14 protein-coding genes are annotated in these 16,822 nt (G+C 44.3%); 7 read left to right on the top strand and 7 right to left on the bottom strand.

The window, feature by feature from the left end; genetic code table 11:
* Positions 1 to 5 precede the first annotated feature (5 nt).
* The 6 genes from accC to pdxA all read right to left on the bottom strand — a co-directional run bounded on the left by accC (position 6) and on the right by pdxA (position 5,171).
* Positions 6 to 1,358 (bottom strand): acetyl-CoA carboxylase biotin carboxylase subunit, encoded by a 1,353-nt coding sequence (accC, locus tag ACO06Y_RS06145; RefSeq protein WP_422082950.1) that lies wholly within the window; start codon positions 1,356 to 1,358, stop codon positions 6 to 8.
* Positions 1,359 to 1,437: 79 nt separating this feature from the next.
* Complete coding sequence (gene accB / locus ACO06Y_RS06140) at positions 1,438 to 1,929, bottom strand: acetyl-CoA carboxylase biotin carboxyl carrier protein (RefSeq protein ID WP_422082949.1); 492 nt, start codon at positions 1,927 to 1,929, stop codon at positions 1,438 to 1,440.
* Between the two features lie 20 nt (positions 1,930 to 1,949).
* Positions 1,950 to 2,945: a beta-ketoacyl-ACP synthase III gene (locus ACO06Y_RS06135; RefSeq protein WP_422082948.1), complete on the bottom strand. Its 996-nt coding sequence runs from the start codon at positions 2,943 to 2,945 to the stop codon at positions 1,950 to 1,952.
* Between the two features lie 283 nt (positions 2,946 to 3,228).
* Positions 3,229 to 3,426, bottom strand: coding sequence for a 50S ribosomal protein L32 (gene rpmF, locus ACO06Y_RS06130; RefSeq protein ID WP_273568486.1), 198 nt, complete (start codon positions 3,424 to 3,426; stop codon positions 3,229 to 3,231).
* An 8-nt stretch (positions 3,427 to 3,434) separates the two neighbouring features.
* Complete coding sequence (locus ACO06Y_RS06125; RefSeq protein WP_422082947.1) at positions 3,435 to 3,965, bottom strand: YceD family protein; 531 nt, start codon at positions 3,963 to 3,965, stop codon at positions 3,435 to 3,437.
* Between the two features lie 159 nt (positions 3,966 to 4,124).
* Entirely contained in the window at positions 4,125 to 5,171 is a 1,047-nt protein-coding gene (gene pdxA, locus ACO06Y_RS06120) for a 4-hydroxythreonine-4-phosphate dehydrogenase PdxA (protein ID WP_422082946.1), read from the bottom strand.
* 58 nt (positions 5,172 to 5,229) lie between these two features.
* On the opposite strand from pdxA, the gene ACO06Y_RS06115 reads away from it, so the two are divergent.
* Entirely contained in the window at positions 5,230 to 5,814 is a 585-nt protein-coding gene (locus tag ACO06Y_RS06115; RefSeq protein ID WP_422082945.1) for a riboflavin synthase, read from the top strand.
* A 99-nt stretch (positions 5,815 to 5,913) separates the two neighbouring features.
* Here the strand turns inward: ACO06Y_RS06115 and ACO06Y_RS06110 are convergent, their stop codons facing one another.
* On the bottom strand, positions 5,914 to 8,010 hold the full coding sequence (locus ACO06Y_RS06110; RefSeq protein WP_422082944.1) for an alpha-L-fucosidase: 2,097 nt from the start codon (positions 8,008 to 8,010) through the stop codon (positions 5,914 to 5,916).
* Between the two features lie 326 nt (positions 8,011 to 8,336).
* On the opposite strand from ACO06Y_RS06110, the gene ACO06Y_RS06105 reads away from it, so the two are divergent.
* The 6 genes from ACO06Y_RS06105 (at position 8,337) to ACO06Y_RS06080 (ending at position 16,811) form a co-directional block, all read left to right on the top strand.
* Complete coding sequence (locus tag ACO06Y_RS06105) at positions 8,337 to 9,203, top strand: AraC family transcriptional regulator (protein ID WP_422082943.1); 867 nt, start codon at positions 8,337 to 8,339, stop codon at positions 9,201 to 9,203.
* Positions 9,204 to 9,299: 96 nt separating this feature from the next.
* Positions 9,300 to 10,607 (top strand): L-fuconate dehydratase, encoded by a 1,308-nt coding sequence (locus tag ACO06Y_RS06100; RefSeq protein WP_422082942.1) that lies wholly within the window; start codon positions 9,300 to 9,302, stop codon positions 10,605 to 10,607.
* Positions 10,608 to 11,339: 732 nt separating this feature from the next.
* Positions 11,340 to 12,041 carry a 3-keto-disaccharide hydrolase gene (locus ACO06Y_RS06095; RefSeq protein ID WP_422082941.1) on the top strand — a complete coding sequence of 234 codons (702 nt, stop codon included), beginning with the start codon at positions 11,340 to 11,342 and terminating at the stop codon, positions 12,039 to 12,041.
* Between the two features lie 28 nt (positions 12,042 to 12,069).
* Positions 12,070 to 15,252, top strand: coding sequence for a PVC-type heme-binding CxxCH protein (locus ACO06Y_RS06090; protein ID WP_422082940.1), 3,183 nt, complete (start codon positions 12,070 to 12,072; stop codon positions 15,250 to 15,252).
* A gap of 11 nt (positions 15,253 to 15,263) precedes the next feature.
* Positions 15,264 to 15,560, top strand: coding sequence for a Dabb family protein (locus ACO06Y_RS06085; RefSeq protein ID WP_422082939.1), 297 nt, complete (start codon positions 15,264 to 15,266; stop codon positions 15,558 to 15,560).
* 15 nt (positions 15,561 to 15,575) lie between these two features.
* The gene (locus ACO06Y_RS06080) at positions 15,576 to 16,811 is read left to right on the top strand and encodes a Tm-1-like ATP-binding domain-containing protein (protein ID WP_422082938.1); all 1,236 of its coding nucleotides are present in this window, start codon (positions 15,576 to 15,578) and stop codon (positions 16,809 to 16,811) included.
* Positions 16,812 to 16,822 lie beyond the last annotated feature (11 nt).

Raw genomic sequence — 16,822 nt, 5'->3', positions numbered from 1 at the left:
TCCGCTCATTCTTCAAGCTGTGGTTCCATCTCAAAATCTTCCATAAACTTGGTGGTATAATTCCCCGCCAAATAATCGGGATGTTCCATGAGTTGTCTATGAAACGGAATGGTAGTCTTGATGCCTTCTATCACAAATTCATCCAAGGCACGTTTCATTTTGTTAATCGCTTCTTCGCGTGTTTGCGCCGTGGTGATCAACTTGGCGATCATGGAGTCGTAGTTCGGCGGGATCACATAACCGCTGTACACATGGGTGTCCATTCTTACCCCATGACCCCCCGGGGTGTGCAAGGTGGTTATTCTCCCGGGAGAAGGTCTAAAATCATTATAAGGGTCTTCGGCATTGATGCGACATTCTATGGAATGTAGCTTTGGGATATAGTTTTTCCCTGAAATAGGCACGCCCCCAGCTACCAAAATCTGTTCCCGTATTAAATCATAGTCCACGACCTGCTCCGTTATGGGGTGCTCCACTTGTATACGGGTATTCATCTCCATAAAATAGAAGTTGCGATGTTTATCCACTAAAAATTCTATAGTGCCGGCACCTTCATATTTAATAAATTCTGCGGCCTTTATGGCGGCCTTCCCCATTTCATCCCTTAGTTTATCCGTCATAAAAGGTGAAGGGGTTTCTTCGGTCAATTTTTGATGACGGCGTTGAATAGAGCAGTCCCTTTCGGAAAGGTGGCATGCCTTCCCATATTGATCCCCCACTACCTGTATTTCAATATGGCGGGGCTCCTCAATAAATTTTTCCATGTACATGCCCCCATTGCCAAAGGCGGCGGTAGCTTCTTTAACGGCGCTTTCAAAGTTGCTTTCCATTTGATCCTCGGACCAGATGGCACGCATTCCCTTGCCCCCGCCACCTGCGGTGGCCTTGATCATAACGGGGTAACCCATCTTTTTGGCCGTCTTTTTGGCATCGGCAACATCCTTTAAAAGTCCATCGGATCCCGGAATGGTAGGTACCCCAGCTTTCTTCATCGTTGCCTTTGCCGTTGCCTTATCCCCCATTTGATCGATCTGTTCCCCGGAAGCACCTATAAATTTTATCTCATGTTCAGCACATATTTTTGAAAATTTTGAATTCTCGGACAGGAATCCATATCCGGGGTGAATGGCATCCGCATTGGTAATCTCCGCGGCGGCAATGATATTGGGGATTTTTAGATAGGATTCACTACTGGGAGCGGGACCGATACAGACTGCCTCGTCCGCGAATCTAACATGTAGACTTTCCTCATCCGCCTTGGAATAGACCGCAACGGTCTTGATCCCCATTTCTTTACATGTCCGGATAATCCTAAGGGCGATTTCCCCCCTGTTTGCAATCAATACTTTCTTGAACATAATACCTTAAAATTTCAAATCTCAAATTCCAAGTTCCAAAAAGATTTTGGCCTTTAGAGTTTGGGTATTGTGATTTAACCTAGGATGGATCTACCAAAAACAAGGGTTGATCAAATTCTACCGGTGAGGAATCCTCAACCAAAACCTTTACAATTTTACCGGATACTTCGGATTCTATGTCATTAAAGAGTTTCATTGCCTCTATAACACAGAGAACATCCCCTTTTGAGATGCTACTGCCTACCTCTACAAATGCCGGTTTGTCCGGTGAGGGTTTCCTATAAAAAGTTCCGATAATAGGCGATTTAATGGTGATGTATTTGGCATCTTCTTCCGGGGTCTCGCTAGTGTTTGCTTCCGGGGACGGAGCAGGGGTTTCCGGAGGAGCTTGGGGAATGGGTGCCATTGGAGTCTGTGGAACGGGAATTTGTTGTACATACGTTGTATCCGTTCCAGGTCCGACGGTTCCGGTGCGAATGGTGATTTTAATATCGTCCGTCTCAAGTTTTACTTCGCTGGCACCGGATTTTGCCACGAATTTGATTAGGCTTTGAATTTCCTTGATATCCATTACATTTCAGTTTTTTAGTTTTAGTTATAGGCCCACTTTAAATAAATGGATCCCCAAGTGAAGCCTCCGCCAAAAGCGGCGAAAATCAGATTATCGCCCTTTTTTAGTTGATCCTCATAATCCCGCAACAGAAGTGGAAGGGTGGCAGCGGTGGTATTGCCATAACGTTGTATGTTTATCATCACCTTGGAATCGTCCAGACCCATTCTTTTAGCCGTTGCATTGATAATCCGTTTATTGGCCTGATGAGGAACCAACCATGACACATCGTTATGGGTCAGATTATTCCGTTCCATGATTTTTACGGCCACATCGGCCATGTTGGAGACCGCAAATTTAAAGACCGTTTTTCCATCTTGATAAATATAATGCTTCCGATCCCTAACCGTTTCCTCCGAAGCAGGCAGTAATGAACCTCCCGCATCCATCCCTAAAAATTGTCTTCCGGAACCATCCGCCCTAAGATACTCATCCTGTAGTCCGAGATTTTCCGTATTCGGCTCAAAAAGAACGGCCCCTGCCCCATCTCCAAAAATAATACAGGTAGTTCTATCCGTATAATCAATGATCGACGACATTTTATCCGCCCCTATCAACAAAACCTTTTTGTACCTACCGGATTGGATATAGCTTGCCGCCGTAGACATCCCGAACAGAAAACTGGAACAGGCTGCCAATAGATCATAGGCAAAGGCATTGGTAGCCCCGATTTCCGAGGCAACAAAGGCGGCGGTAGAGGCAACCAAACTATCCGGAGTGGCGGTGGCGACCATGATCAAATCAATTTCCTTAGAATCTATTTTCCTTTTTTCCAAAAGATTTTTTGCTGCCTTGATGGCCAGATAGGATGATCCTTCGCCTTCCTCCGGTTTCAATATTCTTCTTTCCTTGATGCCGGTTCTGGTAACTATCCATTCATCGTTGGTCTCTACCATGCCTTCCAGCATTTTATTGGTCAACACAAAGTTTGGAACGTAAGCTCCTACAGCCGTAATGGCTGCCGTTAATTTACCCATCCTAAAGTTGATTTTGCATCAAAAAACCTTCTAAAATGCATCAAAATTCGTGAAAAATACTGATTTTCTGCGACTTTTTTGAAAATTAAAGGGATTTAGAGAATTTGAAAATTATGTGTTTCGGTCTTAATCGTACTTAGTCCCTAGCACTAGGGTGTTTGAAGTAATCCTAGAGGTCGTTGTTCGCCTTTGACCAAATGCTATTTTCACCTTTAAAAACATGCATCTACAAAAAAACCTGTCCCAACAAGGACAGGAGTTCAAGATAGTATAGCTGTTTTTCTTAAGCCTCTGCTTCCTCGGTCTTATCAATGAGGACCTGACCCTTATAATACAATTTGCCTTCATGCCAGTGCGCCCTGTGGTACAGATGCATTTCCCCTGTTGTGGGATCCGTGGCCAAGGTAGGGGCAACGGCTTTATAATGGGTTCTTCTCTTATCCCTTCTAGTTCGGGATATTTTTCTTTTAGGATGTGCCATTTTATATCTTATTTATCCGTTAAAAACTGTTTTAATGCATCCCAACGCGGGTCATTTTTTTCAGAGTTCTCCTTAATCTCTTTAGGTTGTAGTTCCTTTAGCCTATCCAGCGTATCGGATTTTAGGGTTCCATCCAGGACTCCTGGATGTATGCGTTTTTGCGGAACGGCCAGCACCAGCATTTCGTAGGCGTACTGTGCTATATTGATCTGATGCTCCCCGTGGGGAATAATCAATATTTCATCGTCCTCATCATTGAAATCCTCTCCGAACTTGACCACCAATTCCAATTGGGCGGAAATAGATTGGTCATAAGGTTCACTTGTTAAGTCGCAATCCACATTTACTATGCCATTGCCTTTTAATCGTAGTTCAAGCATAGTACTCATTTTGTTCAGTTCCGCCAAGAAATCTATCTGGGCTTCATTGAATTCTTCATACCCAAAGGAATCAAAGAACGTATTATCAATGGTATAGGTGAACTCGTGTTTTCCTTGCTTCAATCCCGAGAAAGGAATACTATATTCCTTATGCTTCATCGTACCAACACTTATTTTTGACCTACGCCCTCAACATGGAACCAAAACGTTTCCATTCTGGCGGGTGCAAAGATACTATTATTTTAATAAAAGCCAATAGTGGAAGGCCAAATGTTCAGGGCATCAATACATTATAAAGCTTATTGAAAAATTGCCCATTTAGCGTCTAACCTTTTGTTTTTGCAATGGGTTCTCGTTGAGTCCCTCGAATTCCATTCTATTCCTAAAAATATGCAAGGCCATAAATACCGCCTCCTTGAAGGAGCTGTGGTCCGCCTTACCTTTTCCGGCAATCTCATAGGCCGTACCATGATCTGGGGATGTACGGACTTTTGAAAGACCTGCGGTATAATTGACCCCTTTGCCAAAGGACAGCGTCTTGAAAGGGATCAATCCCTGATCGTGATAGGCCGCCAAAACGGCATCAAAGTTATTATAGGAATCCGAGCCAAAAAAACTATCCGCGGAATATGGCCCAAAGACCAGATGTCCGGCATCCGACATTTCCTGTATAACGGGCTTTAGCACTTCATCGTCTTCCTTTCCGATAACGCCATTGTCTCCGCTATGGGGGTTAATGCCCAAAAGGGCAATTTTTGGCCTCCGAATCCCAAAATCCATCCGTAAGGATTTTTCGATCGTACGCACTTTGGTCCGGACCAAGATAGGGTTTATGGCAGCGGGGGCGTCCTTTACGGCAACATGATCGGTAAGCAATCCCACTTTTAACGTATCCGTAACCATAAACATGAGACTTTCACCTTCCAATTCCTGGGCTAGATAATCCGTATGTCCCGGAAATTTAAAGTCTTCCGATTGAATGTTATTTTTGTTGATCGGAGCGGTCACCAGGACGTCAATATTTTCCTCTTTTAGCGCCCCTACCGCAGCACGCAAGGATTTTAAGGCATATTTGCCCGCTTCTTGGGTCTCCTTTCCAAATTCGATTTTGGGTATTTCCTTCCAAACATTCACTACATTGATCTTGCCGTCAATAGTTTTGGAAGCTTCATGAATACCGTGATATTTAATAGCAATGCCCAATTCATTTTTCTGGAAGGAAATGGTCTTATTGGAAGCAAAGATTACAGGCGTACAGAAATCCAACATACGGGAATCCTCAAAGGTTTTAAGAACGACCTCGCATCCAATTCCGTTGAGGTCCCCTACTGAAATTCCTAGTCGTATTTTTCGATCTTCCTGCATATTATCTTTGGCTTTATCCCTAAATTTATCGCACAAAATTACTTAATTTAAGCGGAACATGTTTACAGGAATAATCGAATCCTTAGGCGAGATATCGCATTTGGAAAAGGAGGGGGGGAACCTACATATTACCATAGCTTCACCCGTGGCCAAGGAGCTACAGATAGATCAAAGTATGGCCCATAACGGTGTATGCCTCACCGTAGTTTCCTTAGGGGAGGGCCATTATATGGTTACTGCGATTGATGAGACCCTTCAAAAGACCAATCTTGGCGATTTAAATATTGGTGATACGGTGAATCTGGAGCGTGCCATGATTCTGGGATCCCGATTGGATGGCCATATTGTTCAAGGCCATGTAGATCAAACGGGAACCTGTACCTCTATTGAGGAAAAGGATGGTAGCTGGATGTTTTCATTTGAGTATGATGTTTCGCTCAACAATCCAACTATTGAAAAGGGATCCATAACCATTGATGGTGTAAGTTTAACAGTGGTCGATTCCGGAACAAATACCTTTAGCGTGGCCATAATACCGTACACCTATGAAAACACTCGATTTCATGCCTATGAAGTGGGATCCAAAGTGAACCTGGAATTTGACGTTATCGGAAAGTACGTGGCAAAGCTTATGGGAAGGTGACGGCACCTCGCTAAGCACCGTATATATCGAGACCAAAGGATAAGGGAAATGGAGGTTTTGCTCAAGACCACACTTCGTATTATTCGATACAAGAAACGTCTATTTTGTAATTACCCCTATTTCGGCAACCACAGCTTTTTCTGCATTTTCCTTAACCCTATTTGGTGTTAATTTGATGAATCTTGCGTTGACTGGCTTATTGAACATTACCTTCTGTTCAATGGGATTGTTTAGGACATTGGAAAACTCCCCTTCTTGGATTAGGATCCAGTTATGGCCATTATCACTGGCGTGAAAACCATAATGGGTAATGATGCCAGAAGGCAATCTGCCCTGGTCCGGTGTATAGGTAAACCCCGTTAATAGTTCTTTCTTGCCAAGATCAATGACCAGACCGTTTTGCCTTTGATATTCGGTGAGGGTATAATTTGACTTTTGATTATCGTCTATGGGCAATACGGTCTGCTGGGTCGTTCCGATACCTTTTATAGCCCAGGTTTTTTTGCTTATATCGAATCTTTTGGTTTTTGGGTCACTTTTTCTATGGGTCACTGAATCATAGCTCATAGCGGATATTTGTACAGGAGTATGTGCCTCAAAGTATCCTTCATATTTTTTTGAGTGGATATCAGGAGGTGAGCCATCCATGGTATAGTAGTAGGTAACCCCTTTTTCTGCACTGTTAATACGGACCATACCTTCTTTGTTTCGGGAAATGGTCGGTTCCTCAACGATCAGGGGAGCATTGAATACACCTAGATTAGAAAGTACAGGACAGGCCTTGGCTTGGGTAATGGTAAGCTTTATCTTGGTGGCCGTTGTTTTTTTAAACCGTAGCAATCTTTTAAATCCAATGGTACCGTAGGTGCCCAAAGGCTTCCACTGACCATTGACAAGAGCCTCTACAAAAAAAGACCCTACTCGTTGTCCAAGGGGAATATGCTCTTGGACAAGTATGCGATTAAAAGTGGTGGGTACTCCAAAATCCAGGGTCACCGAAGCGGTCGTAATGGAATCCTCCGTAGCCCAATAGGTTTCCTTTTTTCCATCTACCAAGTTGGCCGCTCCATATTGTTCATGTCCATCACGGACTTGGGAGGCTTTTACGTCCTTTAGCAACGCTAGGTCATCGGCAAAGTCCAAATCCAACTGTTCCTTAAACTTTTGTAGTTGTTCAACATCCCTCTCATGGATCAACCCCCTTTGATCCACGGGCAGGTTGAGCAAGAGCGTAGCATTTTGGCCGATGGATTTGTAATAGATATCTATAAGGTGCCCAAGGGACTTCACTTTATCATCTTCAGACCGGTGATAAAACCATCCCGGTCTAATGGAAACATCGGCTTCCGCCGGTACCCAATGTGTGCCATTTTCCTGGCCCATGGAATACTCGCTGGCATATTCGGGCATTCCGCCATAGACTTCATCCCTTTGTAGGGGAGACCATGTAATATCGTACGCAAAACCATGTTCGTTGCCCACCCATCTGGCATCGGGGCCTGCATCACTCCAGATAATGGCTTCTGGCTGTAGTTTCCGTATCATTTTTATGGTATTGGGCCAGTCATAATAGGTTTTTTTGTCCACCCTTCTGGTTTCATCGGCCCCTGCGTAATGGCCGTCACCCCCATTGGCCCCATCGAACCATACCTCAAAAACATCGCCATATTGGGTAAGCAATTCCTCAAGTTGATTCCTGAAATACGCAATATACTCTGGTTTGCCGTAATCGGCATGGCTACGATCCCAAGGTGAAGTGTAGATCCCCAATTTTAAACCGTATTCTTTACACGCTGCCGCTAACTCCTTAATCACGTCTCCCTTGCCCCCCTTCCATGGTGAATTCTTTATGGAATACTCGGTGTATTGGGAAGGCCATAGGCAAAAACCATCGTGGTGCTTGGCCGTTATAATGATTCCTTTCATTCCCGCTTCCTTGGCCACACGGGCCCATTGCCGGGCATCCAGTTCAGAAGGGTCGAACAGTTCCGGGGATTTGTCGCCATAGCCCCATTCCTGATCCGTAAAGGTGTTGAGACCAAAATGGATGAAGCCATAAAATTCCATTTGCTGCCAGGCCAATTGCTTTTGATCGGGTACCGGTTCAACAGGTAATGGGGGAGGTACATGGGTACTACAGCGTATACCTAGTAAAACCAAGATACTTGTAAACAAAAAGGCTACAATATTTTTCATTTTTCTTTTCATCACCATTTCCTATTGCCAGAATCCAACGCTTCCTTTCGAATTACTTCGCATATGTACCCAATCCCTAAAGGGGTTTTCGTGATTCCCTTCGTCACATTGTGATTTAGACCTGTGATATTTCCGGATTTTAGATTGCATTGCAATTTATATGCACAGAACGGGCACTATCCAAATAATGGTTCAAAACTAGAAACCGGAAGATGGTGCTGCTTCCATAATATTTACAAAAAGTGATACTTTTTTTGCCTCTGGAGTATTAATTAGCCCCCTAGTATTAATTTTTTATCTTAATAGCGAATTACATCCAAAATTAAATGAAACTGCACTTCCTTGACCGGAGTACTTATAAGGACAGTTCCTTTACTATTAGGTACAATGATTATCCCTATTTTTTAAAGGTTTGGCATTATCATCCCGAATTGGAGTTGGTTTATATTCGGGAAAGTACGGGAACTAGGTTCATTGGGGACAATATCAAAAAGTTCGAGAAAGAAGAAGTAGTGTTAATCGGCCCCAACCTACCCCATATGTGGTTCAATGACGAAAAGTACTTTTCGCCGTCCTCGGAATTAAGGGCAAGAGCATATGTAGTTCATTTTAGAAGGGACTTTATGGGTGTCGACTTTTTCAATGCTCCCGAACTACAGCACATAAAAAATCTCATCGAATTTTCAAGGTACGGGATTAAGTTTTTGGATTTGGGAAACGATGTAAAAGCCAAAATTGCCGATCTATCCAAAATGCAACCATTTGATAAGTGGCTGCAACTCATGAAAGTTTTGGACTCCCTGGCAAAGCACCCAACAAAAATGATATTGTCCAGTGAAGGGTTTTTAAAAAGGTTTAAAAGTGCAAGTCCCAAAAGCATGTATAAAGTGTATGAATTCATTTTCAATCATTTTAACGAATCAATATCACTAAAGGATGTAGCCAATGTGGCCTGCATGAATCCCTCGGCTTTTAGTAGACTTTTTAAACGATTGAACAGAAAAACGTTTAAGGACTATTTAAATGAAATTAGAATAGGTTACGCCTGTAAACTCATCTCCGAAAACGAATATAACATCACAAGGATATGTTATGAGTCCGGTTACAACAACATCTCCAATTTTAATCGTCAATTCAGAAGAATTATGGGAAAGTCTCCTTCGCAGTATAGAAAACAACATATGAACCTTTAAAATTGAAAATGCCCAAAGCAAAAAAAATACAGGAACATGTGAATTTATGCAAAGTGCGGTCTACGCTTCAAAGTACCTTTACCGGTAAATTGTATCATGCAAATCACGACCATAACGGATATATGGGTAAAGGACGTGCGTTTTCCAACCAGTAAGACCTTGGATGGATCCGACGCCATGAACCCGGATCCGGATTATTCGGCAGCATATGTAATCTTAAAGACAGACCATTCCCAAGGTATTGAAGGCCATGGGCTGACCTTCACCATTGGCCGTGGAAACGAGCTATGCGTTGCCGCTATTAAATCCCTTTCCCACCTTATCATAGGTAAGTCCTTGGAGTCCTTCACCAAAAATATGGGGCAATTTTGGAGAATGGTTACCGGAGATAGTCAGCTTAGATGGTTGGGGCCTGAAAAGGGGGTAATCCATCTAGCAACGGCAGCCCTTGTAAACGCGGTCTGGGATCTGTATGCCAAAATTGAAGGGAAACCCCTTTGGAGACTACTCGCCGATATGACTCCGGAGCAGCTGGTTGCCTGTATTGATTTCACGTATATCACGGACGCCATTACACCAGAACAGGCACTGGAACTTCTCAAGGAAAAAGAAGCAACCAAACAGGAACGAATGGAGCACCTACTTCAAAATGGTTATCCAGCATACACTACTTCCGCTGGCTGGTTGGGGTATTCCGATGAAAAAATGAGAAGGCTGTGCAAAGAAGCCAAGGCAGCAGGTTTTACCCATATGAAGATAAAGGTAGGTTCCGATCTGGAAGACGATATGAGAAGGGCTGGGATTATCAGGGAGGAAATAGGAAATGACCTGAAACTAATGCTGGACGCCAATCAAAAATGGGATGTAGATGAGGCTATTGCCCATATGAAGGAGCTTTCAAGGTTTGACCCTTGGTGGATCGAGGAGCCAACCAGTCCCGATGATATTCTTGGTCATGCTAAAATAGCAAAGGCCATAGCTCCGATTAAGGTAGCTACCGGCGAACATTGCCAAAATAGGGTCATGTTCAAACAATTGATGCAAGCCAATGCCCTTGGCATATGTCAAATTGATAGTTGCCGAGTGGGTGGTGTCAATGAAATATTGGCCATTCTTCTCATGGCGGCAAAATTTGATATTCCGGTATGTCCACACGCGGGAGGAGTAGGGCTTTGCGAATATGTACAACACTTATCCATGGTAGACTACATCCTTATGAGCGGTTCCCTGGAAAACAGGGTAATAGAATATGTGGATAGTCTTCACGAGCACTTTTTAGATCCGGTAGTAATTAAAAATGGGGCGTATATGCCGCCCTGTTTACCTGGTTACAGCATCACCATGAAGGAAAGCTCCTTGAAGGCACATTCGTATCCCAATGGAAAGGTTTGGCAAAAACTTTAAGATGCGAATGGGAATCCGTTATGGCATCAAATCGTTGCTCCGTTTCAAATTGGAATGAAGGAATCCGAAACTTTCCGCAAGTATAAACGGTGTCATACAGGTTTTTTAATGCTTTCTCCATATTAGAAGGAGTTCGTAACTAATGCTATAAGGAGATATTATAAGAATTAAAGGCAATTCATCGGTTTTTATAATAACTGCAATTATTCTCTTAAGTTGTAGCGGGAAGGAAGATTGGGTAAACGTATCTCGGGCAAACCCAAAAACATAGTACTGCTGCTTTCTGATAGCCTAAAACATTTGTGCTAATCTCTAGGACGAGTTGTAAGTCTTCTTCTTGCTGTCCTTCCTTTATATGGGGGCCCAAGACATTCATTTAATACGGATCCGTAACCTTAGGTCTTGTACCGAACAATTCCAGGAAAGTAAAGTCTTTTCATTTTTTATGTGCGTTGCATCCCGATTTTGCATCATATGATTGTATATAGGAACTGAATGTTCGAAAAGAATAGGATTTTTCCATACAGCCAAAAGTACGTGACCTAAAGGCCAGGAGCATGTGACGTATCGTCCACAAATGTTATCAAATCAACAGGAATATGGGCTCTCGCTGAGTTTACCATAAGTTGATTCCGGGCCTATTTTGGGATATTGGAATTGAATCTGTTCCCTATGTATTGACAGATAACACCAGGAAGTATGAGGTCGGAAATTATAAAAATAGAAACTACTATGAATACAATCATGACTTTTTTATTCGAAAAAGTGCGAAAACGTATTCCGATAAACTTAGGGTTAAGTAGACCATTAAAACTATTAGTGCTCAATATGCTCTTGGGAGCACTTGGTTGTTCGGCCCAAAAATTTGATTCCAAATCCCTTTTTGACGGCACCACCCTCAACGGCTGGGAAACGGTCAATGAAGAAAACGCGAAGTACTGGTCGGTCAAGGACAGTGCTATCGTCGGTGGCGACGGCATCACGAATATCCCTGTGAATACGTATCTGCATACCATGGAAAAATATGGGGATTTCGAGTTCCGCTGCCTGTTCCGCATCACAGGGAATCACGACAAGGGATTGATCAACAGCGGTATTCAATATCGTTCGGTAATCGAAGATGGTAAAATAGTTGGCTATCAGGCCGATATCGGAAAAGGATATTGGGGCGATATCTACGATGAGCACCGCAGGGCGTTACTGAACTATGGAGATTTAAATACAGTAAAACACCTTCTGGACGAGGATGGATGGAACAGCTATATCATACGCTGCCAGGGAAATCTCCATGAACTTTATATCAACGGGGTAAAGGTTAACGAATATCTCGAAGAGGATACGGACATCCCATCAAAAGGTGTAATAGGCCTACAGCTGCACAAAGGGGGCAATGCCCAGGTGGTGTTCAAACACATTGTCATTGAATCATTATAAGGCGTTTCGCAAACATTCTTCCTTCTACATGAAAAATATTGAACTTATTCTCCCGTTTACATTGGCCCTACTACTCTCCCTCACAAGTTGCAAGGACGACCAAAAGGATAAGGCGACTCAAGTCGTTACCAGGGAACTTCCCCAATTCTATAAAAAAATGCAATCCAACAGAACAGCAGCCTATTCCCCCGAAGAGCAACTTGCCGGATTCAAGGTTCCCGAAGGTTTTAAGGTAGAATTGGTGGCCAGCGAAAAAGATGGGATAGTAAACCCTATAGATCTGACTTTTGATGATGCCGGAAGATTATGGACACAAACCGCTGGCATGTATCCCCTGGATCCCATTTCCGATATCCAATGGGACGACTTGTTGAGATTGATGGACAACCCCGAAGCTCAGGAAAAAAATCCCAACTTCAAACGTATACTGGACCTTTATAGAGGTATTACCAAGGGCGAGGACAAAATATTGGTTTTATCGGATCTTTATAGTGGAAAAAAGGCCAAAACATCCATCTGGGCCGACGGTCTCACCATACCCCAGAGTATTTTACCTTACAAGAACGGAAGTTATGTGGCCCAAGGATCGGAGTTGTTTTTTTTGGAAGACACCGATGATGACGGCAAGGCCGATAAGCGGAAGCCGTTGTTTACCGGATTTGGTTATACGGATACCCATACCATGGCGCATACCCTAATACGGGGGCCGGGCGATTGGATCCATTTCAGCCAGGGGGCATTGAACAAGGGTGAAGTATCCTCCGTGGTAAGTAGTGCCAAGATTCGGTTGGACTATAGTAAAATAGTCCGATTCTCATTGGACGCAAAAAAAATAAAACTGGTCAATTCCGGTTTGAACAATATCTGGGGCTTTCAACTGAGGGGCAACGGGCAATGGTACGGTTCCGAAGCCAATGATCTAGGCTTTTCTGTGGCTCCGATGGAAGTCGGTACAGGCTTTCCAGGAACAGGAAATGATAGGCTGCGACCTTACCAGCCCTGGATGCCTACATTGCACGATTTCAGGGTAGGGGGTACGGGCCTTTCAGGACTTGCCTTTGCAGACGATAGTGAAGGTTCATTTCCGGAGGAATGGAGAGACGTAGCATTGTTGGCCAACACGATTACCAGCACTATTAATGCCGTAAAGATCGTACGAAATGCAGATGGCAGCGTTTCCGCAGAGCACCTGCCCGACTTGCTGTCCTCCAAGGATGATTGGTTTAGACCGGTCAATATCGAGTTTGGCCCGGATGGATGTCTCTATATTGCGGATTGGTACAATAAAATAATCTCCCATAACGAGGTTCCCACTACCCATCCCGACCGCGATAAATCACATGGGCGAATCTGGCGAATCTGTCACGAATCACAGAAACCCCATGAAATTCCGAATTTCTACAAGGTAAAGACTGAGAAACTTGTCGATTTTCTAAAATCTCCTTCCCTATGGGCGAAACGTGCCGCATGGCACCAGATAAGTGACCGTCCTATAGGGGAGACCAAAGGACTAACCAGGGATTTATTACTTATGGTCTCGGACATTTCCCAGGATGAAATAACCCGCATCTTGGCTCTTTGGTCTTTGGAAGGAATATATCGCTACGACCGAAAGCTAATGAAGCCCTTAGTTAGTTCCGAATCCGATAATCTCAGAAGGGAGGCCGTCCGCGCATTGCAGTCCTTTTCACCGAATGCGGATGAACTGGCCAGATTACTTCAAATACCTTTGGAAGATAGCAATCCTATGGTACGATCTCAGGTCTTGAGAACGTTGGGCCAGGTAGGCAAGGCCAATGAAGAAACCATTGCTCTATTGGTGCAGGCATGCAAACCTCCTATGGAGGGCAATACGATGGGGGGAGCGTACGAACGCCATTTTGAACGCTACCTGGCCAGGATGGCCCTAGAAAAATATCCACGGCAGCTATCTGATTTTATGGCATCGAAAAAGGCTTCAGAGCATGCTCCGTCCAATCTAATATGGGCAAGTCAGGCTTTGCCTAAAAAGGAACGGGAAGCAGTCTTTCCCGATCTTTGGAAAAAGGCGGGGTACACAGAACTCAACGAGCCTACCTTTATCATCGTAGCGGAAATGTTGGGCAATACCAATGTATTTGACGCTGTCAGCCCTATATTCGAGCGACATGAAAAAGCAGGAGACTATGTGGCACTGGCCCTAAGGAATCAGGCCAAGGTACAATCCGATGAGCTGAAAAGCCTGCTGGTAAATCCAATAAGACATTTATTAAAGAGCAAGGAAATCTCACAACAAAATTTGGGATTGGAGGCTATAGGCAAATTCGAAATCCAAGGTCTCAGGGATTACGTAGTGCCCCTCATTCATGAAAATTCCTCCGAGGAGACCATAAAATTGGCAATGCTTGCCCTTAAGGAGCGTCCCAAGGAGAACAAAGGGATATTTTCCCAAATGGCAAAAAAGGATAATCTGTCCCTGGAATTAAGGGCGGCGGCAATCCAGACCCTTGCCAGCGGCGATCTAGGGCTTGCGGGGCAAATCTCTGGCAACTGGATGCCCAAACTACAAGAAACCAAACAAAGAACCGTAGTTAAAATACTGTCCAACTCCAAGGAAGCAAGGGTACTGTTAAAACAACTGTTCGCCAGTGGTTCCGTTTCGTCGAAGGCATTTGACCTTTCAAGTGCAGAAAAGATTTTTCAGGCCAATGAAGAGGATAAAATAGGCAAAAAGCTTTTAAATGAGGTAATGGTGCGTATTGAGAAGGAAAAAAAAGCCTTTGACGCCAAGTTGAAACGGTTTATGGTCATTGCCGAAAAGGGAGGCGGTAACCCGGCCGAGGGTGAAAAGCTGTTCCAAACCTGTCTCCTTTGTCACAGTCTTGGTGATAAAGGCCAGCATATCGCTCCTGCCTTGGATGGTTCGGCCATGCGGGAAAACAAGGCCTTACTCACGGCAATCTTGGATCCGGACGCGGCCATGGAGGGCACTTATACCTTGTACAGGGTAACCAAAAAGGATGGCAGTACCGTTGAAGGATATCTTACGAAGCGGGAGGATAAGGGTCTTACCATTGGTTTTATGGGTGGAAATGAGCAATTTGTAAGTGCGGCCGACATCTCCTCGCAAGGACGCTTGGTCGGTCGCTCCTTTATGCCCAAAGGTCTTATCGACCACTATAGCGATGAACAGGTTTCGGATTTGCTCGCCTATATCCGAACGCTAAAATAAAAAAGGGGGAAATGACAAAACATTATGGAATGTTCCAGTTCAAGGAGGGCGTAAACGATACCGAAATCGACCATTGCTTCCGGACGATGAAGGGCATGATCGGAAAGATTCCAGGGCTATTGGACATGGAGTATGGCCCTTACGAAAGTACCGAGGGTCTTAATGACGGGTACACCCATGGTTTCATCATGACTTTTGACAGTCCCGAATCCAGGGAAGCCTATTTGCCACATCCGGTCCATGAAAAAGTGAAGGAAATGGTAATTCCAAAATTGGAACGGGTCGTTGTATTCGATTTTAATGTGTAACCATAAGCCCGTCCAATGAAAACCAAAAGTAAGAGCATTGTGATGTTGGGGTGTTTCGACACCAAGGGCGAGGATTTTTCCTATCTGCTAAAGGCCATACGGTCCAAGGGCCAACCCGTAATCACAATCGATACCGGGATCATGGTAAGTACGGCAAATTTCTCCGCAGATTATGATAATACCCAGGTCGCCCATGCTTCGGGGACCTCGATTGAAACCATACGAAAATCTGGAGACCGTGGAAAGGCGGTCGAATTGATGGGAAAAGGGGCGGCAGCCATTCTTAAGGATCTTGTCTCCGACAATAGGGTAAAAGGTGTAATAGGTATGGGTGGCGGTGGTGGTACTTATATCGCCCTGGAGGCCATGCAACCAGTTCCCTTGGGTATCCCGAAACTATGCCTTTCCACCCTGGCCGGCAAGGATCTTTCCTGCCAAATAGGCATAAAGGATATTACCATAATGGCTTCCGTGGTCGACGTTGCCGGATTGAATAGTATCAGTAAGGTACTGATGAACCAGGCCGCCGCTGCGATATGTGGTATGGCGGAGGAGGAATCGGATACCATAAACCATCCGCAAAAAAGGATTGCGATAAGCATGTTCGGCAATACGACAAAATGTGTCAATAAATGTTCCGAGTTATTAAAGGAACAGGGGTATGAAGTCCTTTCCTTCCACGCTACCGGAACCGGTGGGGCGGCCATGGAATCCTTGATAAAGGAAGGAGCTTTCCAGGGGGTTCTTGATGTGACCGTTACAGAGTTGGCCGACGAACTTTGCGCGGGTATCCTCAGTGCAGGTCCCTGTCGCTTAACCGCCGCTGCAAGTATGGGCATACCTCAAGTAGTAGTGCCTGGTTGTTTGGATATGGTAAATTATGCGCAGGTACCTACCGTTCCTGAAAAGTACAGCAATAGACAGCTCTACAGTTGGTCTCCCGACATTACCCTAATGCGAACCAATATGCATGAGAATAGATTATTGGGAAAAGAGGTTGCGCGCAAATTAAAAAATGCAAAAGGCCCTGTTTCAATTCTATTGCCACTCAAGGGAATCTCGCAATTGGACAGTAAAGGTGAACTTTTTTATGCGCCGGAAACCGACGCGGTACTGTTCGGCACCATAAAGGAAAATGCCAAGGGACATGTTCCAGTAATCGAAGTGGATGCCCATATCAACGATGAATCATTTTCTATTGCGCTTGTCTCATACCTTCTTGAAATGATTGACCAAAATACAGATAATTAACCCTTTAACAA

It is taken from the genome of Ulvibacterium sp. (assembly GCF_965228935.1).
GTDB lineage: Bacteria > Bacteroidota > Bacteroidia > Flavobacteriales > Flavobacteriaceae > Ulvibacterium.
Note: the sequence above shows the minus strand (reverse complement) of the source record. Positions and strands in the feature narration are given on the sequence as shown.